General features: G+C 54.7%; 18 protein-coding genes and 1 pseudogene. 15 read left to right on the forward strand and 4 right to left on the reverse strand.

The genetic code is table 11. The features are described from left to right. Nucleotides 1-89 precede the first annotated feature (89 nt). The 3 genes from J2X66_RS01270 to J2X66_RS01280 all read left to right on the forward strand — a co-directional run bounded on the left by J2X66_RS01270 (nucleotide 90) and on the right by J2X66_RS01280 (nucleotide 3,428). Nucleotides 90-1,301 (forward strand): YbfB/YjiJ family MFS transporter, encoded by a 1,212-nt coding sequence (locus tag J2X66_RS01270; protein ID WP_310259892.1) that lies wholly within the window; start codon nucleotides 90-92, stop codon nucleotides 1,299-1,301. Nucleotides 1,302-1,359: 58 nt separating this feature from the next. Continuing rightward, nucleotides 1,360-2,358, forward strand: a complete 999-nt coding sequence (locus J2X66_RS01275) for an NAD(P)H-quinone oxidoreductase (protein WP_310259895.1) — start codon at nucleotides 1,360-1,362, stop codon at nucleotides 2,356-2,358. 134 nt (nucleotides 2,359-2,492) lie between these two features. Next, a complete protein-coding gene (locus J2X66_RS01280; RefSeq protein WP_310259898.1) occupies nucleotides 2,493-3,428 on the forward strand; it encodes an alpha/beta hydrolase in 936 nt (311 codons plus the stop codon). Here the strand turns inward: J2X66_RS01280 and J2X66_RS01285 are convergent. Then, nucleotides 3,400-5,211, reverse strand: coding sequence for an ABC transporter ATP-binding protein (locus tag J2X66_RS01285; RefSeq protein WP_310261409.1), 1,812 nt, complete (start codon nucleotides 5,209-5,211; stop codon nucleotides 3,400-3,402). The two genes, J2X66_RS01280 and J2X66_RS01285, sit on opposite strands and share 29 nt — an antisense overlap. Next, complete coding sequence (locus J2X66_RS01290; RefSeq protein ID WP_310259901.1) at nucleotides 5,211-6,230, reverse strand: AraC family transcriptional regulator; 1,020 nt, start codon at nucleotides 6,228-6,230, stop codon at nucleotides 5,211-5,213. Before J2X66_RS01290 ends, J2X66_RS01285 begins: the two co-directional genes overlap by 1 nt. A 166-nt stretch (nucleotides 6,231-6,396) precedes the next feature. Between J2X66_RS01290 and J2X66_RS01295 the strand changes: the two genes are divergently transcribed. The 4 genes from J2X66_RS01295 to J2X66_RS01310 all read left to right on the forward strand — a co-directional run bounded on the left by J2X66_RS01295 (nucleotide 6,397) and on the right by J2X66_RS01310 (nucleotide 8,985). Continuing rightward, nucleotides 6,397-7,248 carry a 3-hydroxybutyryl-CoA dehydrogenase gene (locus tag J2X66_RS01295; protein WP_027921426.1) on the forward strand — a complete coding sequence of 284 codons (852 nt, stop codon included), beginning with the start codon at nucleotides 6,397-6,399 and terminating at the stop codon, nucleotides 7,246-7,248. After that, nucleotides 7,235-7,837 carry a TetR/AcrR family transcriptional regulator gene (locus J2X66_RS01300; protein ID WP_310259904.1) on the forward strand — a complete coding sequence of 201 codons (603 nt, stop codon included), beginning with the start codon at nucleotides 7,235-7,237 and terminating at the stop codon, nucleotides 7,835-7,837. The genes J2X66_RS01295 and J2X66_RS01300 overlap by 14 nt, the downstream gene beginning before the upstream one ends. 183 nt (nucleotides 7,838-8,020) lie before the next feature. After that, nucleotides 8,021-8,434, forward strand: coding sequence for a VOC family protein (locus J2X66_RS01305; protein WP_310259907.1), 414 nt, complete (start codon nucleotides 8,021-8,023; stop codon nucleotides 8,432-8,434). A gap of 125 nt (nucleotides 8,435-8,559) precedes the next feature. Then, nucleotides 8,560-8,985 carry a hypothetical protein gene (locus J2X66_RS01310; protein WP_310259909.1) on the forward strand — a complete coding sequence of 142 codons (426 nt, stop codon included), beginning with the start codon at nucleotides 8,560-8,562 and terminating at the stop codon, nucleotides 8,983-8,985. A 21-nt stretch (nucleotides 8,986-9,006) separates the two neighbouring features. Here the strand turns inward: J2X66_RS01310 and J2X66_RS01315 are convergent. Continuing rightward, nucleotides 9,007-9,102 (reverse strand): annotated as a pseudogene (locus tag J2X66_RS01315) (RtcB family protein); the annotation flags it as partial. A 111-nt stretch (nucleotides 9,103-9,213) separates the two neighbouring features. Between J2X66_RS01315 and J2X66_RS01320 the strand changes: the two are divergent. The 4 genes from J2X66_RS01320 to J2X66_RS01335 are packed head-to-tail and all read left to right on the forward strand — an operon-like array spanning nucleotide 9,214 to nucleotide 15,091. Beyond that, nucleotides 9,214-10,701, forward strand: a complete 1,488-nt coding sequence (locus tag J2X66_RS01320; protein ID WP_310259914.1) for a site-specific integrase — start codon at nucleotides 9,214-9,216, stop codon at nucleotides 10,699-10,701. After that, nucleotides 10,694-12,625 (forward strand): hypothetical protein, encoded by a 1,932-nt coding sequence (locus tag J2X66_RS01325; RefSeq protein WP_310259917.1) that lies wholly within the window; start codon nucleotides 10,694-10,696, stop codon nucleotides 12,623-12,625. Before J2X66_RS01320 ends, J2X66_RS01325 begins: the two co-directional genes overlap by 8 nt. Further along, nucleotides 12,622-14,670, forward strand: coding sequence for an integrase (locus tag J2X66_RS01330; protein ID WP_310259920.1), 2,049 nt, complete (start codon nucleotides 12,622-12,624; stop codon nucleotides 14,668-14,670). Before J2X66_RS01325 ends, J2X66_RS01330 begins: the two co-directional genes overlap by 4 nt. Before the next feature lies 1 nt (nucleotide 14,671). After that, nucleotides 14,672-15,091: a hypothetical protein gene (locus tag J2X66_RS01335; protein ID WP_310259922.1), complete on the forward strand. Its 420-nt coding sequence runs from the start codon at nucleotides 14,672-14,674 to the stop codon at nucleotides 15,089-15,091. A gap of 248 nt (nucleotides 15,092-15,339) precedes the next feature. Here the strand turns inward: J2X66_RS01335 and tnpB are convergent, their stop codons facing one another. Next, nucleotides 15,340-15,516, reverse strand: a complete 177-nt coding sequence (gene tnpB / locus J2X66_RS01340; RefSeq protein WP_310261412.1) for an IS66 family insertion sequence element accessory protein TnpB — start codon at nucleotides 15,514-15,516, stop codon at nucleotides 15,340-15,342. A gap of 562 nt (nucleotides 15,517-16,078) precedes the next feature. Here tnpB and J2X66_RS01345 point away from each other — a divergent pair. Genes J2X66_RS01345 through J2X66_RS01360 form a run of 4 tightly spaced genes read left to right on the forward strand, consistent with a single transcriptional unit; the run spans nucleotide 16,079 to nucleotide 22,084 of the window. After that, a complete protein-coding gene (locus J2X66_RS01345; protein WP_310259925.1) occupies nucleotides 16,079-18,145 on the forward strand; it encodes a type VI secretion system tip protein VgrG in 2,067 nt (688 codons plus the stop codon). Further along, nucleotides 18,142-18,990 (forward strand): DUF4123 domain-containing protein, encoded by an 849-nt coding sequence (locus J2X66_RS01350; RefSeq protein ID WP_310259928.1) that lies wholly within the window; start codon nucleotides 18,142-18,144, stop codon nucleotides 18,988-18,990. Before J2X66_RS01345 ends, J2X66_RS01350 begins: the two co-directional genes overlap by 4 nt. Next, the gene (locus J2X66_RS01355) at nucleotides 18,987-19,784 is read left to right on the forward strand and encodes a hypothetical protein (RefSeq protein ID WP_310259932.1); all 798 of its coding nucleotides are present in this window, start codon (nucleotides 18,987-18,989) and stop codon (nucleotides 19,782-19,784) included. The genes J2X66_RS01350 and J2X66_RS01355 overlap by 4 nt, the downstream gene beginning before the upstream one ends. After that, entirely contained in the window at nucleotides 19,781-22,084 is a 2,304-nt protein-coding gene (locus tag J2X66_RS01360) for a lipase family protein (protein ID WP_310259936.1), read from the forward strand. The genes J2X66_RS01355 and J2X66_RS01360 overlap by 4 nt, the downstream gene beginning before the upstream one ends. Nucleotides 22,085-22,207: the final 123 nt, after the last annotated feature.

Here is a 22,207-nt window from a genome sequence, read left to right on the forward strand (position 1 = left end):
CGCATCACAGTAGCGCAAAATCGCTGCGTTATTGCATCAAAAGATCGCGTTAGGCTGAAGGCCAGCGAATACCTCTCAGGATCCTGCTCATGCACAGCTCATCGACCCCCTCGCGAAGCGCCATTTGGCTGCCGATCTTCGCCGGCCTCAGCGCCAGTCTGGTCAGCATTGGCCTGGCGCGGTTTGCCTACACTCCGTTGATTCCAGCGTTGATCCAGGCCCACTGGTTTTCCGCCAGCGATGTGGTTTACCTCGGTGCCGCCAACCTGGTCGGCTATCTGATTGGCGCCCTGATCGGCCGCCCTGTCGCGCAACGCACCTCCAACAAAACCGCGCTGCGGCTGATGATGTTTGCCGTGACCTTGTCGTTCTTCGCCTGTGGCTTTCCCTTGTCGGTGAACTGGTTTTTCGGCTGGCGCCTGCTGTCGGGTGTTGCCGGTGGCGCGATCATGGTGCTGGTGGCCGCAACCGTGTTGCCCCACGTGCCGGCAGCGCGCCGAGGGTTGGCCAGCGGTGCGATTTTTCTCGGGATTGGCCTGGGCATTGCCGGATCGGGGACGATTGTTCCGCCGTTGCTGAGTCTTGGCTTGCAGCAGACCTGGTTCGGTCTTGGCCTGTTGTCCCTGGTGCTCACCGCTGCCAGTTGGTTTGGCTGGCCGTCAGAGGCGCACCACCCAGCCGTCGCGCCATCAATCGACGAGCCCAAGACCGGCACTGATCCACGGGTATACCTGCTGTTCGCACAATATGCGTTCATGGCCGCCGGACTGGTGCCCGCGATGGTGTTCCTGGTGGATTACGTCGCCCGTGGTCTCGGTGCCGGGCCGCACGTCGGCGCACTGATTTGGGTGATGTATGGCCTCGGCGCGATTGTCGGGCCGGTGAGTTATGGCTTTCTGGCGGATCAGTTCGGCGCGAAGGTCAGTATTCGGGTGGTGCTGGTGGTGCAAGCAATTGCCGTTGGCCTGTTGGCAATATCGAGTTCCTTTACGGCGCTGGCCTTACTGGCGGTGATTCTCGGCTCGTTCCCGCCGGGCATCGTCCCGTTGGCGCTGGCACGGGTTCACGAACTGATCGCGCAGCATCACCAGCAGCAAGTGGCCTGGAGCCGTGCGACGGTTTCGTTCGCCACCTTTCAGGCCATCGCCGGGTTTGCCTATTCGGCGCTGTTCAATGCCAGCGGCGGTCATCACGCCTTGTTGTTTGTCATCGCGGCCGGTGCGATTGTGGTTGCACTGCTGCTGGAACAGGGCATGCGTTTGCTCAACCGTCGTGATGATGTGCTGCCTGTTTTGAACTGAATCACCGCTCCCTCAATGCGGTCCCACTGTTATGACTTCTCTATCCCAGGACTTCGACATGACCTTGCCTCAAACCATGACCCTGATTGAAATCACCGAGCCCGGCGGCCCCGAGGTGTTGAAGCCACGCCAGGAGCCAGTGCCCACCCCGGCGGCGGGCGAAGTGCTGATTCGCGTGCACGCCGCCGGGATCAACCGCCCCGACGCGCTTCAACGGGCCGGCAAGTACCCGCTGAAACCCGGCATGAGTCCGTTCCCGGGGCTGGAAGTGGCTGGGGAAGTGGTGGCCATCGGCACCGGCGTCAGCGAATTTATCGTGGGCGACAAGGTCTGCGCACTGACCAACGGCGGCGGCTACGCACAGTATTGCGTGGCACCGGCCGGCCAGACGTTGCCGATCCCTGATGGCATGGATTGGGTGCACGCGGCGGCAGTCCCGGAAACCTTCTTCACGGTGTGGGCCAACCTGTTCGAGATGGGCGGCGCCAGCAAAGGCCAGCGCGCCCTGATCCACGGCGGCACCAGTGGCATCGGCACCACCGCGTTGATGTTGTGCCGCGAGTTCGGGGTCAAGGCATTCGCCACGGCGGGCAGCGAGGACAAGTGTGCGGTGATCCGCCAGTTGGGGGCCGAGCCGATCAACTACCGCGACCAGGATTTCGCCGAGGTCATCGCGCAAAAAACCGCCGGCAAAGGCGTAAACGTGATCCTCGACATCATGGGCGGTTCGTACCTGAATCCCAATATTGCGGCGCTGGGCATGGAGGGTCGACTGGTGATGCTGGGCTTTCTTGGTGGCGCTCACGCCAAAGATGTTGACTTGCTGGCGATCATGGCCAAGCGCGCGATCATCACCGGTTCCCTGTTGCGCTCACGCACCCGCGAAGAAAAGGCCTCGATTGCTGAACAGTTGCGTGAGTATGTCTGGCCGGTGCTTGCAGCCGGGCGTTGCCTGCCGATGATTGACAAGGTTTATGCGCTGGCCGATGTGGCGCAGGCTCATGCGCGGATGGAAGCCGGCGATCATGTTGGGAAGATTGTGTTGAAGGTGGATTGATCGGGATTTTTGCTTTGCCGGCGATGGGGCCAGAAAATTCACCACAAAATCTTATACGGTTGTCGAAATTCTTCCCGCCCCCACCACGCATCTGTTAAAACCCGTCCTTTCCCGCGAACCTTCCGGACCATCGCATGTTGTCGAATTGGTTGAGCCGCTTAGGCCGTCGCTGGCTGCCGCTGCTGTGCATGTCTGTGCTGATCGTCGGCCTGCCGGTGAGTTGTGGCGTGCTCAAATACAAGGAACGCGAACTGCTGTTTCGCATCGAGCCGGGCACCGCCGCTTGGTACCGCGGCCTGCCGAGCGATGTGCAGGAGTTCGACATTAAACCCGCCAGCTTCAGGGCCGGGCAAAACCTGCATGCCTGGTGGTGGCCAGCCGCGCGCCGGGATGCGCCGTCGATCCTCTACCTGCACGGTGTGCGCTGGAACCTCACGGGCCAGGCGTTTCGCATCGAGCAATTGCGCGCCATGGGTTACTCGGTGCTGGCCATCGACTACCGAGGGTTCGGCCAAAGCCAAGGTGACCTGCCCTCCGAAGCCAGTGTTTACGAAGACGCCCGAGCGGCCTGGGAGCGTTTCACCCAGATGCAACCGGACGCCAACAAGCGCCTGATCTACGGCCATTCCCTGGGTGGCGCGGTGGCCATCGACCTCGCGGCAGACCTGGCCGCGCAGGCGAAAAAGCACCATGACCCCGTGCCGGTGCGCGGGCTGGTGATCGAGTCCACATTCACCTCGCTGGGCGATGCCGTGGCGCAAGTGGCCGACAGCAACCTGCCGGTGAAATGGCTGCCGGTGCGTTGGCTGGTGTCGCAGAAATTCGATTCCATCGACAAGATCGTCGGCATCGACATGCCGCTGCTGGTGGTCCACGGCCTGGCCGACCCGTTCATGCCTTCACGCTTCAGCCAGCAATTATTCAATGCCGCCAATGAACCCAAGCGCCTGCTGCTGGTGCCCGGTGGCACGCACAACAACAGCATGAGCCTGGGTGGCAGTCAGTATCGCCAGGCGATCGATGGCTTGATGAAAGCCAAGCCTAGCGGTAACCCCGGGCTTGCAGGTTGAACAGCTGCGCGTAACGCCCGCCCGCCTCCACCAGGCTGTCGTGATCGCCACGCTCGAGGATCGTGCCCTGGTCCAGCACGATGATGTGGTCCGCATTGCGCACGCTGGAAAACCGGTGGGAAATCAGCAACGTCATGCGGCCTTCGGTGTGCTCGCTGAAATGCTCGAACACCGCCGCTTCCGCCGCCGGATCGAGGGCCGACGTCGGCTCATCGAGAATCAGGATATCGGCATTGCGGCGCATGTAGGCGCGCGATAACGCGATCTTTTGCCACTGCCCGCCGGACAATTCCTGCCCTCCGGCAAACCATCGTCCCAGCTGCGTGGCATACCCGCGATCCAGACGCTCGATGAACGGCGCGGCCATGCCTTGGGCCGCCGCGTCCTGCCAACGTTGTTCATCGTTGAACGCCAGGGTGTCGCCAACGCCGATGTTTTCGCCCACCGAGAATTGGTAGCGGATGTAATCCTGGAAGATCACGCCGATGCGCTGCCGCAGCGCGACCTCCTGCCATGTCTGCAAATCGCTGCCGTCGAGCAAAATGCGCCCTTGATCGGGGCGGTACAAACGGGTCAGCAACTTGATCAGTGTGGTCTTGCCCGAGCCGTTCTCCCCCACCAGCGCCAGGCTGCGCCCCGGCACCAGGTGCAGGTCAATGCTTTCCAATGCGGCATGACTCGCCCCCGGATACGTGAAGCCGACGTTCTCGAATCGCAGACCATCGCCGGGCACGGCACCTTCCGTGAGCGTCCCGGTATCGGCCACCACCGGTTCGGCCAGGTACTCGTAGAGGTTCGACAAGTAAAGACCGTCTTCATAGAGCCCGCTGATGGCACTCAAGCTGCTGCTGACCGCTGTTTGCCCCTGCTTGAACAACACCAGGTACATGGTCATTTGCCCCAGGGTGATATTGCCGTGAACGGCATCGACCACCACCCACGCATACGCCAGGTAGAACGCCGCCGTGCCGAGCAGGCCGAGGACAAACCCCCAGCCATCGCGACGCAACGTCAACCGGCGATCTTCGGCGTAGAGCCGCGCGAAAGTGTCGCGATAACGCTGCAACAACAGTGGCGCGAATCCGAACAGCTTGACCTCTTTGATGTACCCCTCGTGGGACAGCAGCGTCTCGATGTAATTCTGTTGCCGACTCTCCGGCGCCCGGCGGGTGAACAGCCGAAATGCATCCCCGGAAAAATGCGCCTCGGCGAAAAACACCGGCAACGCACCGACCACCAGCAACACCAACGCCCACGGCGAAAAGTGCACCAGCAACACGCCGAAGCTGATCAGCACAATCAGGTTCTGGATCAGCCCCAACGACTTCATCACCAACGCCAGCGGCCGGGTCGACGCCTCGCGCCGCACCCGCACCAGCTTGTCGTAAAACTCGGAATTCTCGAACTGCACCAACGACAACGTCTGCGCTTTCTCCAGAATCATCGTGTTGACCTTCTGCCCCAACTGCACGCGCAACAGCGACTGCTGAACCGACAGCGCCCGTTGGGTAGCGGACAACAACGCCAACACCCCCGCCTCCATCAACACATAACGCACCACCGGCCACAACGGCGCACTGCCCTGCTGCGCATGCAACTGCATGGCGCTGACCACCGCGTCGACGATGCGTTGACCGATCCAGGCGGCCAGCGCCGGGAGGACACCGGCAATCAGGGTGGCCAGGACCAGGCCGAGGAACAATCCACGGGAGGTGCCCCAGACCAGAAGCAAGGCGCGTCGGGCCTGGTCGAGCAAGGCGGTGAGGCGGCCAAAAGCAGGGATCACCCCGAGCACTCCACCTGAAACCGCGCCCGATACCGCCCCGGGCTCTCCCCCGTCCATTTCTTGAACGCCCGATGAAACGCGCTCGGTTCCTGAAAGCCCAGCCGTTCAGCGATGTCGCTGATGCTCGCCTTGCTCTGGCGTAATTGTTCAAACGCCACGCCGCGCCGTACTTCGTCCTTGATCTCCTGATACGAGCAGCCTTCGCGCTCGAGTTTGCGGCGGAAAGTGCTGGGGCTCAGGTGTTGTTCCAGGGCGAAATCCTGCAGGGTCGGCCATTCGCTGTAGTCGCTGTTGCGCAGGCGCTGGTGGACTTGCGAGGCCAGGCCGTGCTGGTTGCGGAAGCGGATTACCAGCCATTGCGGGGCCGTGCGCAGGAATACCTTGAGAGAGGCCAGGTCTTGCACCACCGGCAGGCGCAGGTAGTGGCTGGCGAATTCGATTTCGGTGCGCTCGGCGCCGAAGGTCAGGTTGGGGCCCCACAGCAGGCGGTCGTCGCTGAGGGACACGCGCTCATGGCGGAAGTCCGCGCGGTCGATGGGAATGCGCCGTCCGCCGAGCCAGCACAACAGGCTGATCATCAGCACCAGGAACGTCTCTTCGCCGAAACGGCTGACGTCGTCGTTTTGCGCGTGGGTGTCGAGGCTGATGATTGCGCGCTTGCCGCGCACGCTCAGGGTGCCACGGAAGTCGCGCAGGAACAGACCGAAATTGGCCAGGCACTGGCGCATGGCTTTGTGCAGGTCGGGTTCCTGGATCAAGGCGCGGCAGATCAAGGCGAAGCTGCCCGGCGGCATGCCGTGGGAGTCGAGCCGGAAAAACTCGTCGTTCAACTCGCGGATCTGAATCAGCCACAGCTCGGCGAACGCGCTGGCCGGCACCCGCGCCGTGGGATCAGCCATCAACGCCGGGTCGATACCAGCCTGTTCCAGCACAGCCGTCAGGCGCTGCGAATCTCCCCCCAGGGCGTGGATCATGGCTTGCACGAAATAAACGGCAACCGAGTCGTTTTCCCGCATGTGAACGTTTCGCTCCCTGACACTTGAATGGCAAAAAACACCAGCACCGTTGAACAGTTGCGGCATAGGACAACTGAACGGCCGGTTCTAGACTCGCGGCCAATAGTACGCCTTCGACCGTTGTGACGGCCAAGGTATCGCAAGGTATGAGTGGAAGGACGGCAAGATGAATCTGCAAAACATCGGCGTGATCGGCGCGGGCACCATGGGCAACGGGATTGCGCAGGTCTGTGCGCTGGCCGGCTTCACCGTGACCCTGATCGACATCTCCGAAAGCGCCCTGCAAAAAGCGCTGGCCACCGTCAGCAAAAACCTCGATCGCCAGGTCGCCAAGGCAACGCTGACCGAGGAACAGAAGCACGTCGCCCTCGACAGGATTCGCACCAGCACCCAATACGACAGCCTGAAAAACGCGCAACTGGTGATCGAAGCGGCCACCGAAAACCTTGACCTGAAACTGCGCGTGCTGCAACAGATTGCCGCACAGGTCAGTGCCGAGTGCGTGATCGCCTCCAACACCTCGTCGCTGTCGATTACCCAACTCGCCGCCAGCGTCAGCCAGCCTGAGCGTTTCATCGGCCTGCACTTCTTCAACCCGGTGCCGGTGATGGGCCTGATTGAAGTGATTCGCGGCCTGCAAACCAGCGACGCCACGCACGCCCTGGCCCTGGACATGGCGACCACCCTGGGGAAAACCGCGATCACCGCCGGCAACCGCCCGGGTTTCGTGGTCAACCGGATTCTGGTGCCGATGATCAACGAAGCCATTCTGGTGTTCCAGGAAGGACTGGCCAGTGCCGAAGACATCGACGCGGGCATGCGCCTGGGCTGCAACCAGCCAATCGGCCCTCTGGCCCTGGCCGACCTGATCGGTCTGGATACCTTGCTGGCCATCATGGAAGCCTTCTACGACGGCTTCAATGACAGCAAATACCGCCCGGCTCCGCTGCTCAAGGAAATGGTTGCCGCCGGTTATCTGGGTCGTAAAACAGGACGTGGCTTCCATGCCTATGCCTGAGCGTTGCTCGCGCTTTGCCGAGTACCGGGACAAAGTGCTGGAGTTGTTTGCCAGCAAGGGTTTCGGTCAGGTCGGCATGCGTGAGCTGGCGACGTGCCTGGGGCTTTCCTCGGGCTCGTTGTATCACCATTACCCGAGCAAGCAGCACTTGCTGCTCGACCTGATCGAGGAGTTCTACGAAGAGCTGCTGGCGACCCTGGATCGCCTCGATCAAAAGGGCCCGGCGAAACGCGACAAGCTGCAAAACCTGATCCGTGCGCATTTGAATCTGCACCGGGAAATGCCGTGGCATTTTCGTCTGGCGGAACGCGACAGTGGTTGCCTCAATGATGAGCAACAGGCGCGAGTCCGGCAATTGCGCGAGCAATACGAACATCGGCTGCTGCTGATGCTCGGCACCAAACCGCGGGTCGGTGAACAGGCGAGACGCGCCACAGCACACGCCATCGCCAACTTGCTCAACAGCGCCCCCAGCTGGTTGACGCAACATGAGTTGAATGACCATGAGCGCGATGAACTGCTGGAAAACATGGTCAGCGGGGCCATTGAGCGTCTACTGCGGCCTTCGGCGCCACGCGCAGTGGCGTGAGCACCTGATGCAAGGTCAGGTGCACAGGTGTCCAGGCCATAAAACACCGCACTTCAATAGAAAAATCATCTAAACGAATTTTGCCAAACCCTCCCTCTAACGCTTTGCTAATGGCGTCTATTCACTACGGAGCCGGCGGGTGATCCAACTTCGCCCGGCCTCCTGCGTTACCGGGAGCACAACATGAAAATCAATCCCTACCTGATCTTCAACGGCGACTGCAAAGCGGCGTTCACCTTCTATGAGAAAAGCCTGCCCGGCAAGATCGAGGCCATGATGACCTTCGGTGAAACCCCGGCCGGCGAGCACGTGCCGACAGACCTTCATAACCTGATCATTCACACACGTCTGGTGGTGGGCGATCAGGCCATCATGGGGTCCGACACCACACCGGATCGTCCCGTCGATGACATGGCCGGTTTTTCGGTTTCGCTGAACGTCGACAACATCGCTGAAGCGGAACGGGTCTTTAATGCCTTGTCGGAAGACGGCACCGTGCAAATGCCGCTGGAACAGACGTTTTGGGCGGCGCGTTTCGGCATGCTGGTGGACCGCTTTGGTGTGTCGTGGATGGTCAACTGCGAGAAGGATCAGTAACACCTTTTTTGCCTCAGGCCAGAAAGCCCAACCTGCGAACGTTGGACTTTCTGGCAACTCCCGGACCGTCTGCTACCGTCAACAAGCCACCCGCGTGGCAACGGTTTGTTCGGAGGACACCCGCTATGCCTGCCCATGCCCCTTGGTCCACCCGCTGCAAAATGTCGCTGCTGGCGGGAGGGCTCGTCGCCGCCCTGCTCGCGCTCAATGGCTGCGCCACCGTCGATGCCCAGACCACAGCTTATGTGGGGGTCGAACATCCGGCCCCGACACTGGCCAGTGAAGTGGTGGTGTTGCGCACCGAGCCCCTTCGCCCGCATGTTCGGTTGGGTGAAGTGCTGATCGATGCCAGCGTCGATCCAGCCCCGCCGATTACACAGGTTGAAGAAAAACTGCGGGAGGAATCCGCCAAGCTTGGCGGCGATGCCGTGGTCGTGGTTTACGACCATATCGGGACTGTCGGCGCGTATGTCAGCGGACCGCTGTGGAGCCGCGACATCGAAACGATTCAGGGCCGCAAGCTCAAAGGCATCGTGATCAAGTACAAGTAATCGCTCGGTGAGTGGAAGTGTTCAGCCCTTGACGCACACCACCTGGCGCAAGGTGTGCAGCACTTCCACCAGTTCGCGCTGGGCGTGCATCACGTCGTCGATGTTTTTGTAGGCCATCGTAGTACATAACATAAACATTGACTTACCATCACATAACTTCACCAAGATTGACCATTTTATTTGCATTTAAAACACATAACGCTATGATTGACCTATTTTGAGGTAATCATGGCTTATGTAAATCCGCGTCACCAGGGCCGCCTCATCCTAGTGGCTCATGTACCGAATGCCTTCGCAAAACTCTACGTATCTTATATACCGCCGGATGCTACGGTGACATTGCTCGCGGGGGCTGATTCGGCAAAAACCATCTACCAAACCAATCAATTAGCCACTAACGCCAACCTTGACGATCTATTTAATGTCCCTTTCCTGCTTCATAAAAATTGCACAACACCGTGGCATGAGGCGAACTCCTACTTACTGAACCTCGCTACGAATAAACATGCGATAACAAGACCTAGCGACGACATGCGCCGCAGAGCCGCCAAACTGCTTGACTACCTAATGTATTGTGAAGACAACGATTTGGACTGGTTGAACTTTACGGGTAGAGCCGTGCACCGCCCGACTTATAAATACTTCTTCTATTTAAGCAATAATGCTGAATACAGACGAAGTCCAAGTGTAATCAATCAGTACACTGGGGTCATCTACGATTTTTACAAATTCGTATCAAAACACTGGCACTCTATCAATATGGATCTTGTAGACTCCACCAGAAAAATTCAGTTCACTGTTGAGGCAGCAAACGGCAAAAAAATCATTGAAGCGAAAAAACGCAGCCAGACCCACAGGACGCCCACAACGAGTAAAGTTCCAATCGGATTCGTGAGAGAAGAAAGTGAAGATCTTAGACCACTTACAAACTCTGAATTGTTCGAGCTGCGCCAAGTTATTACCAGCAACGAGTGGTCAGCTCAAGAACGCCTGATTATCATGACAGCCCTCATGACCGGAGCACGAAAACAGACCGTTCTTACGTTGCGCATGAAGCATCTAGATGCATTTACACAAGACCGATTACGAACTGACGGGACATTTTCGGTCTGGGCAGGCCCCGGCACAGGTATCGACACGAAAAAAAACAAGCGGCAAGATCTCTATTTTCCGAAGCAACTAGCCGATGAATTAATCGTTCTGGCAAACAGCCCAATGGCAAAGGCTCGACGCGCGAAACTGCAGCGCAGTTTTACTGAAGCATATCCTCATCTAGAGCCTATTACGGAAGAGAATATGTATATATTCTTATCAGATCAAGGGAATTGCTATTATCTCGCCAAAGATGATTCTCGCTATCCAGCTGTCAAATCAAAACCTTCCGGTCAAGTTACAGACACAATAAAGCGCAAATTAATAAAAAAAACGTCGAGTATATTTCCAAAAGACTTTACGTACCACTGGCTTCGTGCAACATACGCATTTCAAGTTTACCAGCGTCTGCAACCCCTTGTCGAATCCGGCAACTACAACTCGGGCGATGTCATATCTTTTATTCAGGGCCGCATGCATCACGAACGCAGAGAAGTTACAGAGAATTACCTTAAGCTATTTAAAATGCACTCAAATAAATTAATTGCACAAGAAGCGTATGAAAATCATTTGTTTGGATTCAGCAGCTATGAGGATCTGGTTTTGAGGGATAGTGATGAATGATCATGGAGCAGTATTTTCATCACGGGAAACCGATGTCGTTAATGTCTCACAAAGCAATCACAAATATTTGCGACCTGAACGCATCAGGATACAACTTGATAAAAAAATCAGCGCCTTTCCACTCGACGTAGGAAGTTTTTCTTACGAAATGCGAGCAAGGAAAGACAGGACTGATTACCATAAGGACACGTGCACCAAAGTTGTTCTAAGTTCATTTTCGGAGCAGCGCAGAGAGCTTGTGAGATGCATCCTCGAATGTTTCTCGTATCAAAAAAGCCATTCAACAATTCTAAATATCTTTCGACACTACCGAACGATCTTCGATTGGTGCGACCAAAACGGTCACGCAGATGCCTTTGTGTATGCGGACGCTGTCGTGCCAGCATATCAACTGTTTACCCAACACCTCAATCATCGCATTAGTTTTAATGAGTTGAAACCCGCATCAGCAAGTAAACTTCAAGAAATATTCAGCCAACTTGCAAAGATACGCTTTCCTGCGTCCGCCCAAAATATCAGGAGGACTGCGATTCCAATTATTCGCAAAAATCCCCCTAGCGAAGTGCCACCATCCGAGAATAATTTCCACGCATATTTTAGCACCTGCCTCGCGGTCGCGCGGCAACTTAGTGAATTTGTTTTAAATAACGATAATTTCCCCTTTGTCTTTCAGCATCGAGGAATAGAGGTGGTTCACTTCCCGTCAACACGCGGACGCATTACAAGCCTCTCAAACAGGCTTGTACCTCTCTACAATCAAGCCGAGCGCCGAATTTCGACTATTGAAGAATACTTAAACTTATCGCCCAAGAGTACTCGCCAAACTGCGGCAAAAGGCGTTCGCGACTCGCAATTAAATCTTGACTCGGCCAACTCTAATCCACACCACTCATCGAGACTAGGACTGGCATCTCTCGCAACGCGCGCTTATAGTTGCGCCTTGCTGTGTATCATCGGAGCTTCGCCTTCGGAGTTCATTCAATTCGATTTCGAAGAAGCACTCGATATTGAAAGATCCCCGATGAAAAAAGAATTTTCGTCAGTTAAGCTCAGAGCCGGTGGAAAAAAAACACGCTATGCCATAGGAAGGAAAAATGGTCTGACTATTTTGCGCGAGTACATCAAACTGAGAGAGTGGATTCTTGATGGGAAAAAATTTGACAAATTATTTTTTGTTATTGATGGTACGGGACCAGTCAAAGCCAACGATAACCCCTATGAATTGATGGTGTTATTCACCTCGCTCTACTACCGAAGTGTACACTCTGTATACTTAGATCCAAACATCCCTAACATCACAGCAACGTCAATACGCAAATACAAAAGCTCAATCCTTCATCTCCTAGGCACATCCACTACTGATGTAGCGGACGTATTAAATCACACCGTTTCGACAAATATAAATCACTACTCAGAAGCCAGAATTGAGCAGCAACAAAACGAGTTTGGAAATTTCTGGCAATCAGTACGAAGAGCCGCAGAGTTAGTACTTGAGCGCTCTCACGATAGAGAGACAAACCTATTATCAACAGCGACTGGGCACTGTGACGACTTCAACAATCCTCGCCCTGAAAGCAGCACCGCAGCACCAGTAATTGAACCTAATTGTAGAGCGCAATATGGCTGCCTATACTGCGAAAACTATGTTTGTCACGCTGATGAAATCGATATGCATAAGCTCTTAAGCTTGCAGTACGTAATTAATGCCGTTCGCAATACAGCCCAAGATATCATCCACGCAGAGACACTCTATAAAGACCTATCTATCCGTATCGAGTTCATTCTGGAGGCGCTTAGCAAACGCTCTGAAGCTTCGACCAACCTGATCAAACGAATAAAGTATAAGGTTCATGAACTAGGCGAACTAACTGTCTTTTGGGAACTGCGACTACAACGCTATGAAAAGCTGGGAGTAGTGTTTTGAACATTCAAAGCGCACCTTTTCTTATAGCATATAAGAAAGGCAGTGTTGCACCGGATACTGCTGGAGCAACTCGCCCTAGCGCCAACTTTGTGCTATGTCGTGACAAATATGGCACGCCAACGGCTGTTTATGGCGCTGACGCGTGGGATTTTAATCCGTATCGACTTAGCGCTCACCCAGTGCAGATATTTAGATTCAATAAGATTTTTAAGGAGAATAAAAGCGAACAAAAAAATTTGACCGAGCAGGTTAAATACCTAATGTTTTGCTATATCTATCACGCTGCCGGCCACGGCCGTCTTGGCAAACTGTCTGTTAGTACAATTAAGCTGTACTACCATATTCTTGCGGATATGGCACGATTTTGCCACTCTCAAAAATTAAACTCACTTGTCGGAACATTATCGTTTGAGCAATTACTAACCACACCTAGTTATCTTGCTGCATTTGTTAGACACCAAGGAAATAGAAACAATTTCAAGTCATTATTCCCGGCAATGATGAGCAATTTAGCATTCGCAGGGGAGAAATGCCTGGGTTATAACGTACTGAACGTTTCGGACATCAGCTTTACCCACATAAAAAACAACAAACAACATCCAGTTATTCCGCTACGGATATACATCGAGATCATTAATCGATCTGCCGATATACTAGACGTGTTGCACAACAACGTCCAACGTATAGAGTCATTTATCCTTGCCTTTAAAGACACGACATATGGATACCCTAAAGTCACACAACAAAGACTAAAAATACCTAAAACGCAGTATCGCCCTAATTTTCAGCAAGCTCTTATTGACCATGGAATGAATAGTGTATTTCATGGTGATTTTGTCTGCCATAATAGAAAATCGCTATCTATGGCGTTATTGAGCATGCAATACGTGTTAAAAATTATTATCCACTTGTACACAGGCATGCGCGATCAGGAGGTTATGCGTCTGAAACACGACTGTACTATTCAGGTTGTTACAGAGCCTGAGACTAGAGATGACGATGGCGTACTGCGCGATCCAGAAAAAATGATTAGCATTCTTTCGACCACAACTAAATTTGAAGGCTATAAGAAAGAGGAATCGTGGCTTGCGACTAGTGAAGTACTGAGAGCAATTGAAGTTGCACAAGCACTTTGTCGAAGCCTTGCACAGCTATACGGAATCAAGAACCTGGACGACTGCCCACTATTTCTTAATCCGGCCGCCATATTTATACACCCGGGCGGCGCAACAAATATCAATCAAGTTAAAACACTGAGCAAGTACAGTGTGAATTCACAATGGCTCGACTCTTTAACAATACAACCCTCTGACCTGATTGAACTCGGCCAAACAGATCCCGCTCGTAATTTTTACGAAGAAAACAAGTTCTGTGCCGGTAGTCCCTGGCCATTGACCTCCCATCAATTCCGGCGATCGCTTGCCTTCTATGCAACCAGTTCCGGCTTCGTTTCACTTCCCAGTCTAAAATCACAATTCAAGCACCTAACTCTTGAAATGGCCCGCTACTATGCAAATAACTTTGACAAGCTCAAAACGATTTTTGGCTATTTCGACACTGAGAAAAAAGATTTTGTTTTACCGTCTACACATATCGCTCTCGAATTTCAAATGGGCATACCTATCGGGGTAGCTAATCAGCTAATTTCGGATTTACTTCTTCAGGATAAACCGTTATTTGGCGGAACAGGCTCCTATATAGAAAAGCAAAAAGCACAATTAGATAATGATGAAATTCTTATAGAGGATGTGCGACGCGACACTCTTCGTCGTGTAAACAACGGCGAGATTAGCTATCGCCCCACTACCTTAGGTGGTTGTACGAAAGTCGGACGCTGTGATTCGTTCATGATGGGCGACTTCACCGAATGTTTATCGTGCGAAGGAGCAATCATCCAATTTGAAAAAGTTGAAGAAGCTATTTCTGACACGTCTAAGGAAATTGTAAATTACGAAGTCAACTCGGGCGAGTATCAAATCACTAAGACCGAGCTTGACAGACTCAAGAAATTCAAAGCACGTATAATCGGCGCTACGGAGATTTAATATGACAAGCAGGGGCAGAGTAGGTGAAGGCGTTGCCGTGTGCGAGAAGGCCTTTATACGACTTCTGGAAGGAGGCGCTTTAGTCCCATCTCATTTTGGAATCGAACCCTACAAGATCACAGCGGGCGTTGTAAGTGTCGAAGCAGGATTTGACCGTGGATATTTGAAAAAAAGCCGCAATTCACACAAATCCTTAATTGCGCGAATTGACGCATTGCGCGAGCAAACTAAGCCTATCGAAAGAGTCAAAGCAGGAAAGCTGCAAATCCTTAAATTTAGCGCTATGGAAAACATGCTGCGGATAGCATGCGAACAGCGCGATGCAGTACTCGTACAAAATTTACAACTTTGGGAGCGTATTTCTGACCTTGAACTGGAGCTTTCGCAAAAGGATTCTTCAAACGTGACGCGACTTCGTTAACTGCGAGCGCGCGACACCTAAGCAGATTTTAATGTTTACAGCTTCTCTTTTGCGACGGGAAGCAACATTTGCTTGAGTTACAGGGTCTGCAGGAAGGTCGTCGGGCAAGAAAGGCATGCCCGGATTATACGGGTTAAGTCCAAACGGGGCGTCAGAACCCGATGCATATGGTTACCCCGGCAGAGATCAAACCTTCGAGCAGCGAGCTCAGCTCTTGGACACTCAATCCGATGGCTTCGTCGGTGGCGTTAGTCGACGCCTTTTGAACGGCTCGGACTCCAGGCGCTTGATCCAAAGCAGAAGCCGTTACGCCCCCAATAGAGGTTCTCCTCTCGGTTACGGTGGCGATTCAGAAATAAGAAAAGCATCAGGTCGAAGACAACGACTTTAATATCCAACTCGACCAAGGCAGCCAGACAGTCGATGGATTTTCGAAGTCAACAGGCTTGGGAGAGGTACACTTTTCCGAATTTGGTGTGGGGTCGTATCATGACGGGCTGGCTCCAGAAAGAAATCGGAGGCACAGCATCAGACTTAAATAGGCCGCTTTGAATGGGGCTCTTGATTTCTTACGATCGACCTCACAGTTTGGCAACGCCGTGCGGCACTATCGCCCTGATATGGCTGGCGCACCCGGTCACAAAATTGGCGCATTCGGGCGATCTTCTCAGGGGTAGATCCCTTATCTTTATTTTAACGCCGTCGACCACAGATCTATTTGAATCGCTCTAGTTGTCAAAAATAATTACTCAGCCTTTTTGATATCTATTCATTTTGCGTCAGCGTCTGTTCGGTGCTTAATTCAACCTCGGTCGCAGCATCCACGGACAAGCATTCCGAGCAATCAACGTCCGCGTGAATTTTTAGGACTTTTCCTACATTAATTTTTTTATCCGCTTGCTAGCGTGATCGAAGTTTTAAGTTTGCTCCGGCCACGAATGGCCAGAGAGCCTGTGTAGTCTTCTCTTTCAGCTTAAGGAAAAGCGTATGTTCGCGCCGGCCAATACTGCGCACTTCGCGTTACTGATTCCCTCTGTTCGCAACGACTTCAAGGTGCTTGCCTTTCACGGCACCGAAGCCATCAGCACCTTGTATGCGATCCAGGTTGAACTGGTCAGCGAGTCCCCTGATTTCGATCTGGAAAGCCTGCTCAGTCAGTCCGCATTCCTTCAGTTTGGCCTGAATGGTGAAGGCATTCATGGCCGTATTGAAGATGTGCTCGCGGGTGACGCCGGTAAGCGCCTGACCCGTTATCACCTGACCCTAGTGCCCGCGCTGCACTATTTGCAATTCAGCCACAACCAACGGATTTTCCAGCACCTGACGGTGCCACAAATCATCGCCCAGGTACTCAATGGCCACGGCATCCTGGCCGATGCCTATACCTTTCATGTCAGCACCAGTCCTGAGCGCGAATACTGTACTGAGTATGGGGAAAGCGACTTCGAATTCATCCAGAGGTTGTGTTCTGAAGATGGGATTTCCTGGCACCACCAGCATAACCAGGATGGTCATCAACTGGTGTTCACCGACGACCAGACCTATTTCCCCAAACTGGGAGGCACACCGTATCAGCAAGGTTCTGGCATGGTGGCGGACCATCCGGTAGTCAGTCAGTTTTCCATGCGTTTCAACAGCCGTACCAGCACGACCTCACGCCGAGGCTATGATTTAAAACGCCCGACTCTGTTGCTGGAGGGCAAGTTTACCGCCGAGTTCACTCCAGCACTCGAAGACTACCGTTACCCGGTCTTGATCGAAAATGAAAAGCTCGGCAAACAGATTGCCCGGCAGGCCCTGGAGCGGCACCGCGCCGACTACCAGTTGGCCGAGGGTAAAAGCGATCAACCCATCCTGCGCAGTGGCCACTTCTTTAATCTGACTGAACATCCACGTCAGCAGTGCAACGAGTTGTGGCTGTTGACCAGCGTGACGCACTCAGGCAAGCAACCGCAGGCCTTAGAGGAAGCGGTCACCAGCGACGTTAATCCCGAGGATGGCTTCACCCAAGGTTACCGCAATAGTTTCAGCGCGATTCCCTGGGAGGTGTTCTACCGCCCGCCGTTGGTGACGCGTAAAACGATGTTGGTCAGCCAGACGGCCCGCGTCACCGGCCCTGCGGGGGAAGAAATCTTTTGCGATGAATATGGGCGGGTGAAGGTCGAATTCCATTGGGACCGCGCCGAACTGGGCAGCGACAAGAGCAGTTGCTGGTTGCGCGTATCGTCTAGTTGGGCAGGAGAGAACTTCGGTGCGGTGACCATCCCGCGCATCGGCATGGAAGTGGTGGTGACCTACCTGGAAGGTAATCCTGACAACCCGTTAATCACGGGGTGCGTGCCTAATAAGGTCATGCCAGTGCCGTACCCATTGCCGGCGAACAAAACTAAAACCGTGTTGCGCAGCCACAGCTCGCCGCACAGTGGCGGTTACAACGAACTGTCGATTGAAGACCGGGCGGGGCAGGAAAAAATTTACCTGCGCGCCCAGCGTGACATCGAGCAATTTGTCCTCAATGACAGTGACGCCAAGATTGGTAACGACCGCAGTGAACAGATCACTCGCGATAGCCACAGCCTGATTGGCAATGACCGATCAGAACAGGTAGACCGCAACAGCTCCAGCCTGATCAAGGGCGACGAACTGCACACCACCCAAGGCCTGCGCAACACCGTGATCGGTGGCAACGAGCTGATCAGCATCAGCGGTAACAGCAGCACGATGGCAAGCGGGACGTTGGTGATTCAGGCAGGTCCCCACGCCCATGTCACCGCCGCCAATGTGGTGGTCGATGCCGGGATGAGCCTGACGCTCAAGGCCGGTGGCCAATACATCGTCATCACCCCTGGGGGCATCTTTAGCAGCGTACCCATCGTCCAGGGCGGGGCGCCCGTGGCGGGTATTGCACCGTTGCAGGCGCTAACTGCCGAAGCGCAGGCGATGATCGCGACGCCCGTGTCGCTCCTGGCTACCACCAAACAGCAAGCAACAGACTTTTGCCCGCTCTGTGAAGCCTGCCGCAATGGACAATGCAGCCTTGGAGCTGTCGCATGAACACACTGACACAATGGCTTAACGAGCAAACCAAACTGGGGCGACACCTGTACCTGGTGCTGGATTCTGACGGGCAACTCGACGAGCGCAATGCCCTGGCTGGCGAGTTGGTCGTCGAGCAGTACCGTAACCTGTACCTTGGCACGCCGGCTGATTCGCTGGCCGCCGTCGGGCCGTATATTTTCCAGCTGGATACGGCTGAACATCCTCCCCTCAAAGCGCTGTTCAGTTCGCCTGAGCGACATTGGGGCTGGCTTGCCAGTTCCGCAAGCGGTGATCTGGAGGCGTTGACCCGTCATTGGCAGGCGCGTTTGGTGACGGGCCAGCGACCGAATCAGGCGCTCTATCGTTTCCACGACAACCGGGTTCTGGCTCGTGCATTGGCTTACCTACAGCCGGAACAACGACCCGATTATCTCGGGCCGTTGATCAGCGTCTGTTATTGGCAGGCTGAGCAATGGGTCGTGACCGACAATCCCGTTCCCGGTGACCACCCGCTACCGCTCGATCCGGCGTGGGTAAGCATTCCCCAATCAGAGGCAACCACTGCTGGGGTGCAATTCGACAACACTCGCCGCTACCTGATGCGCGACCACACGGACGCCGTGGTCAGTCTGGCGAAACAACAGGACGTAGACACCTGGTTGCGCGGACAGCTCGATTGCGCGCGGACATGGGGTTGGCACAAGCCGGACCATATTCACTTTTTACTGACACAGAGTTTGCAAGCGCCGGGCTATGCTCCGCCCTCGTCCTGGACGCCCCGGCCCAGTGAAACTCCGGCAGCGCACTTCGAACGGGTATACCAGGAAAAACTGTATTGGCAGGGAGATGCCTCCGTATGAAACGTATCCTTCAAAGCCTGATCCTAGGCGGCTGTCTCGCGCTGACCGTAGGCTGTTCAACCGTGGGTAAGTCAGACACCTTTACCTTGACCGCCGATTTGCCGCCGAACTTTGCTTATGTCGCCCTGGTGACGTATGTCCCCGCGCCAAACCAAAGCTGTACGTTGGGTAAGCGTGACAATCCGAAGATTCAGTTCAACCGAGAGTGGCGTACCGAGTACAAACCCGATTCACAGATAAAAATGCACCGAACCAGCAAAGGCTGCGAGCTGGAGCTGTATCGCATTGAACTGGAGATCAATGCGACTTATGGCGAAGATCGCGGGGACTTTGGCGGTGACGTCGGGAACATCGCAGTACGCACAGAGCTGGACAGTCGCGACCAAGGCACTTTCAACGCGGCTGGGGTAAGCGAGTTTTCCGGTCAATGTCAGTGGTTATTCCGTACTGCGGGTGGACTGCGTCGCATCGTCAAAATCCTCGACTGCAAAAACACGGATGCCCAAGGCAATGTCACCAAAGGCCGTCCTTTTGCGGCGTACACGCTGGATCAACTGCCGGGTAAAACCGTAAAGCTGAAGATCAAGCTGGCCGATGAGGAAAAGCCCGGATGGGGAGATACTTGGGTCAAGGTGCCCGGTGGCTGGAAGCGCTGCATGGGCAAAGGCTTTGAAGATCAACATGCTTATTGCAATGGAAACTATAAGGACTTCAGCACCTTCCGCATGCCGGATGGGCGCGACACCTGCACCATCTACCCCGGCTGTACGGAAAACAAGGAAGTGACCCCATGAGCATTGTTCCTCTGCACGAAAGTGATAAGCCGTCGATGCTGGGCGACATTCACACCTGTCCCTTGCGCGGTCACTCAACCAGTTTTCAACTGGTGGATGAGTCGGGTGACGGCCAGCCCTATGCCGGGCTGGCCTATGAGATCACCGATTACGAAGATGTGGTCTACACCGGCAAGCTGGATGCCTCCGGGGCGGGTAAGGTAGAGCACCACTACTGCGGACCTGTAGTGCTTAAACTTAATCAACCCTATCAAGGGGGCGATGAGCTATACAAAGACTTAAAAAACAGACCCAGCTATCCACTACCAATTACCGAACTACAAGTGCGCGCCGAAAAAACCCGCTTTTTCAACAAGACGGGTGTGCGCACAAAGCTCAATCCTGCCCAAGACAAGACCAATGGGTATTGCCAGGTCGAGGTACGGGAGCTGGTGGAGCATGTGGCCCATTTACCGCCGCTGGCCGCACGTAACTTTCCGCCCAACGCCTATGTCCACGCTCTGTTCCGTCAGCCACCCAAGGCACCAAACCTCCCAAACGCGGGAATGGGCTCGGTCATCACCCCGACGGACAGGGCCGCGGCGCAATTGGGCTTCGCCCCTGAGCCACCCAAGGCGAAGGGGGTCGCCCTGCTACCAAGCAGGCACCATGTGCTGGAGGTGCGCCCGCTTCGCGCTTTGCGGCCCGTGCTCTCCATTGATAACGAATTTTGCGCGCTCAACCAGTACCAGTTGGCGGTGTTGGCCACCTTGAGTTACTGCGACTTTGGTCAGGACCCGAAAGCACACCCGGTAGAAACTGACAGCGTAAGTTTTCCATTGCCGCTCAGCAGCGGCAATTGGTTTGGTGAGGCTTTGTCCAAATTTGAGGAGCCGTGGCAGGTCGACGACAAGCAGACTGGGGACAAACCCTATTACCCGCTGTACGAAGAGGTGCCTTACTCCAAACGCCTGGAAATCGCGCCCTTCGACCCGGATCTGTACAAGGAAGTCAACAGTCCTCTCTTGCAGGCCAAGCAGGAAACCCCGGAGAGCCTCCATTCCTTTGATGACGCGGGTACTCTTGATGACGCGGGCAAGCTTGTCGGGACGGATACTCAGGTCTATGCAACCCATCACGATGAGCTGGTGTTGATTGCCGTGCGGGGGACTGCTGGTAACCCAGATGTTTATCGTGACCTTGATGCTGAACAAGTCCCTTTCAAAGAGGGGGGCGGCATGGTGCATCGGGGCTTTTATGATTCGGCGAAGGTGGCTTACGACTTTGCCACCAAGTACCTGGACAAATTTCACAGCGGGCAAAAAATCATCGTCACCGGGCATAGCCTGGGTGGGGCAGTGGCGATGATCCTGTCCCAGATGCTGCGCAAGCGGGAAGGTTACACTTATGACGTGCTGCTCTACACCTACGGGGCTCCACGCTCCGGCGATGCAGTCTTTGTCGAGAGCGCCAAGGGCCTGAAACACCATCGCACGGTCAACCATAACGACCCGGTCCCCAGTCTACCCGCGACGTGGATGAATACCTCGAAGCCGACCTACATCACTGGTGCGGTGTTGACGCTCGTCAATGCGCCCCTTGGATTAGCGTCCTTCTTCTCGGGTATCTACAACTTCACAGGCGCGTCCTACGCACACCACGGCACGCTACATCACTTTATGCCTGTCAGCTTCGAGGATGGGTATCAATCCGCCATTCTCTGGAATCCAAGCTGTAGCACCATCACCGATCAAGGGTATGCGAGTGCGCTGAAAGCAACCGATGGTTTGCCTGCTCGCGGGCCATTTCTGCGACAAGTCGCAGAGTTTTCCGATCACAAAATGGTCGTCAGCTACATTCCCCACTGCTGGGCAACCTTACGTCGCTGGCAGGAGTCCCAAGAGCTTGGCCGTTGGTTGATCACCCCGCGTGAGTTTGATTTCATTGAAAGGGCATTGGGCAATATCAATAAGCAACTGTTGGCCAAACAAGGCGAATCTGCGCGAGGCCGATCGACAGTACAAGACCGGGAAATTGCGGCCTTGGAAACGGAGAGCCGTAAAGTAGACGAAACCCTTGCTCGCCTGCGTAATTTGCGCCATACCAAGGCCAGCGTAGAGAAGGTCTACGGGGTAGCGGCCTCCCATGAGACCTTTACCGCGAGTCTGGGGCGTTGGAGAGCGCATGCCCTCAACATGGCTACCGAACAACTGGCAATGGCGCCGCCAGCGGCGATTGACCATGATCAGCAGATAGCAGCCATCACCGGTGGTTACGTCGTGGGTGCGCCGTTCAATCTGGATATTGATGCGTTGATTTAAAGTCTATGGTCACCGGCAGCTAGGCTGCCGGGTTGCTGTAAGCCCATAGACGTAATTCTCCCCCCAGCGCTTCCTTTCCCCGATTACCCAGATATTTCGATGATGAAACATGTCTTCTTGTTA

Origin of the sequence: Pseudomonas sp. 3296, assembly GCF_031456615.1 — a bacterium.
Lineage (GTDB): Bacteria > Pseudomonadota > Gammaproteobacteria > Pseudomonadales > Pseudomonadaceae > Aquipseudomonas > Aquipseudomonas mucoides.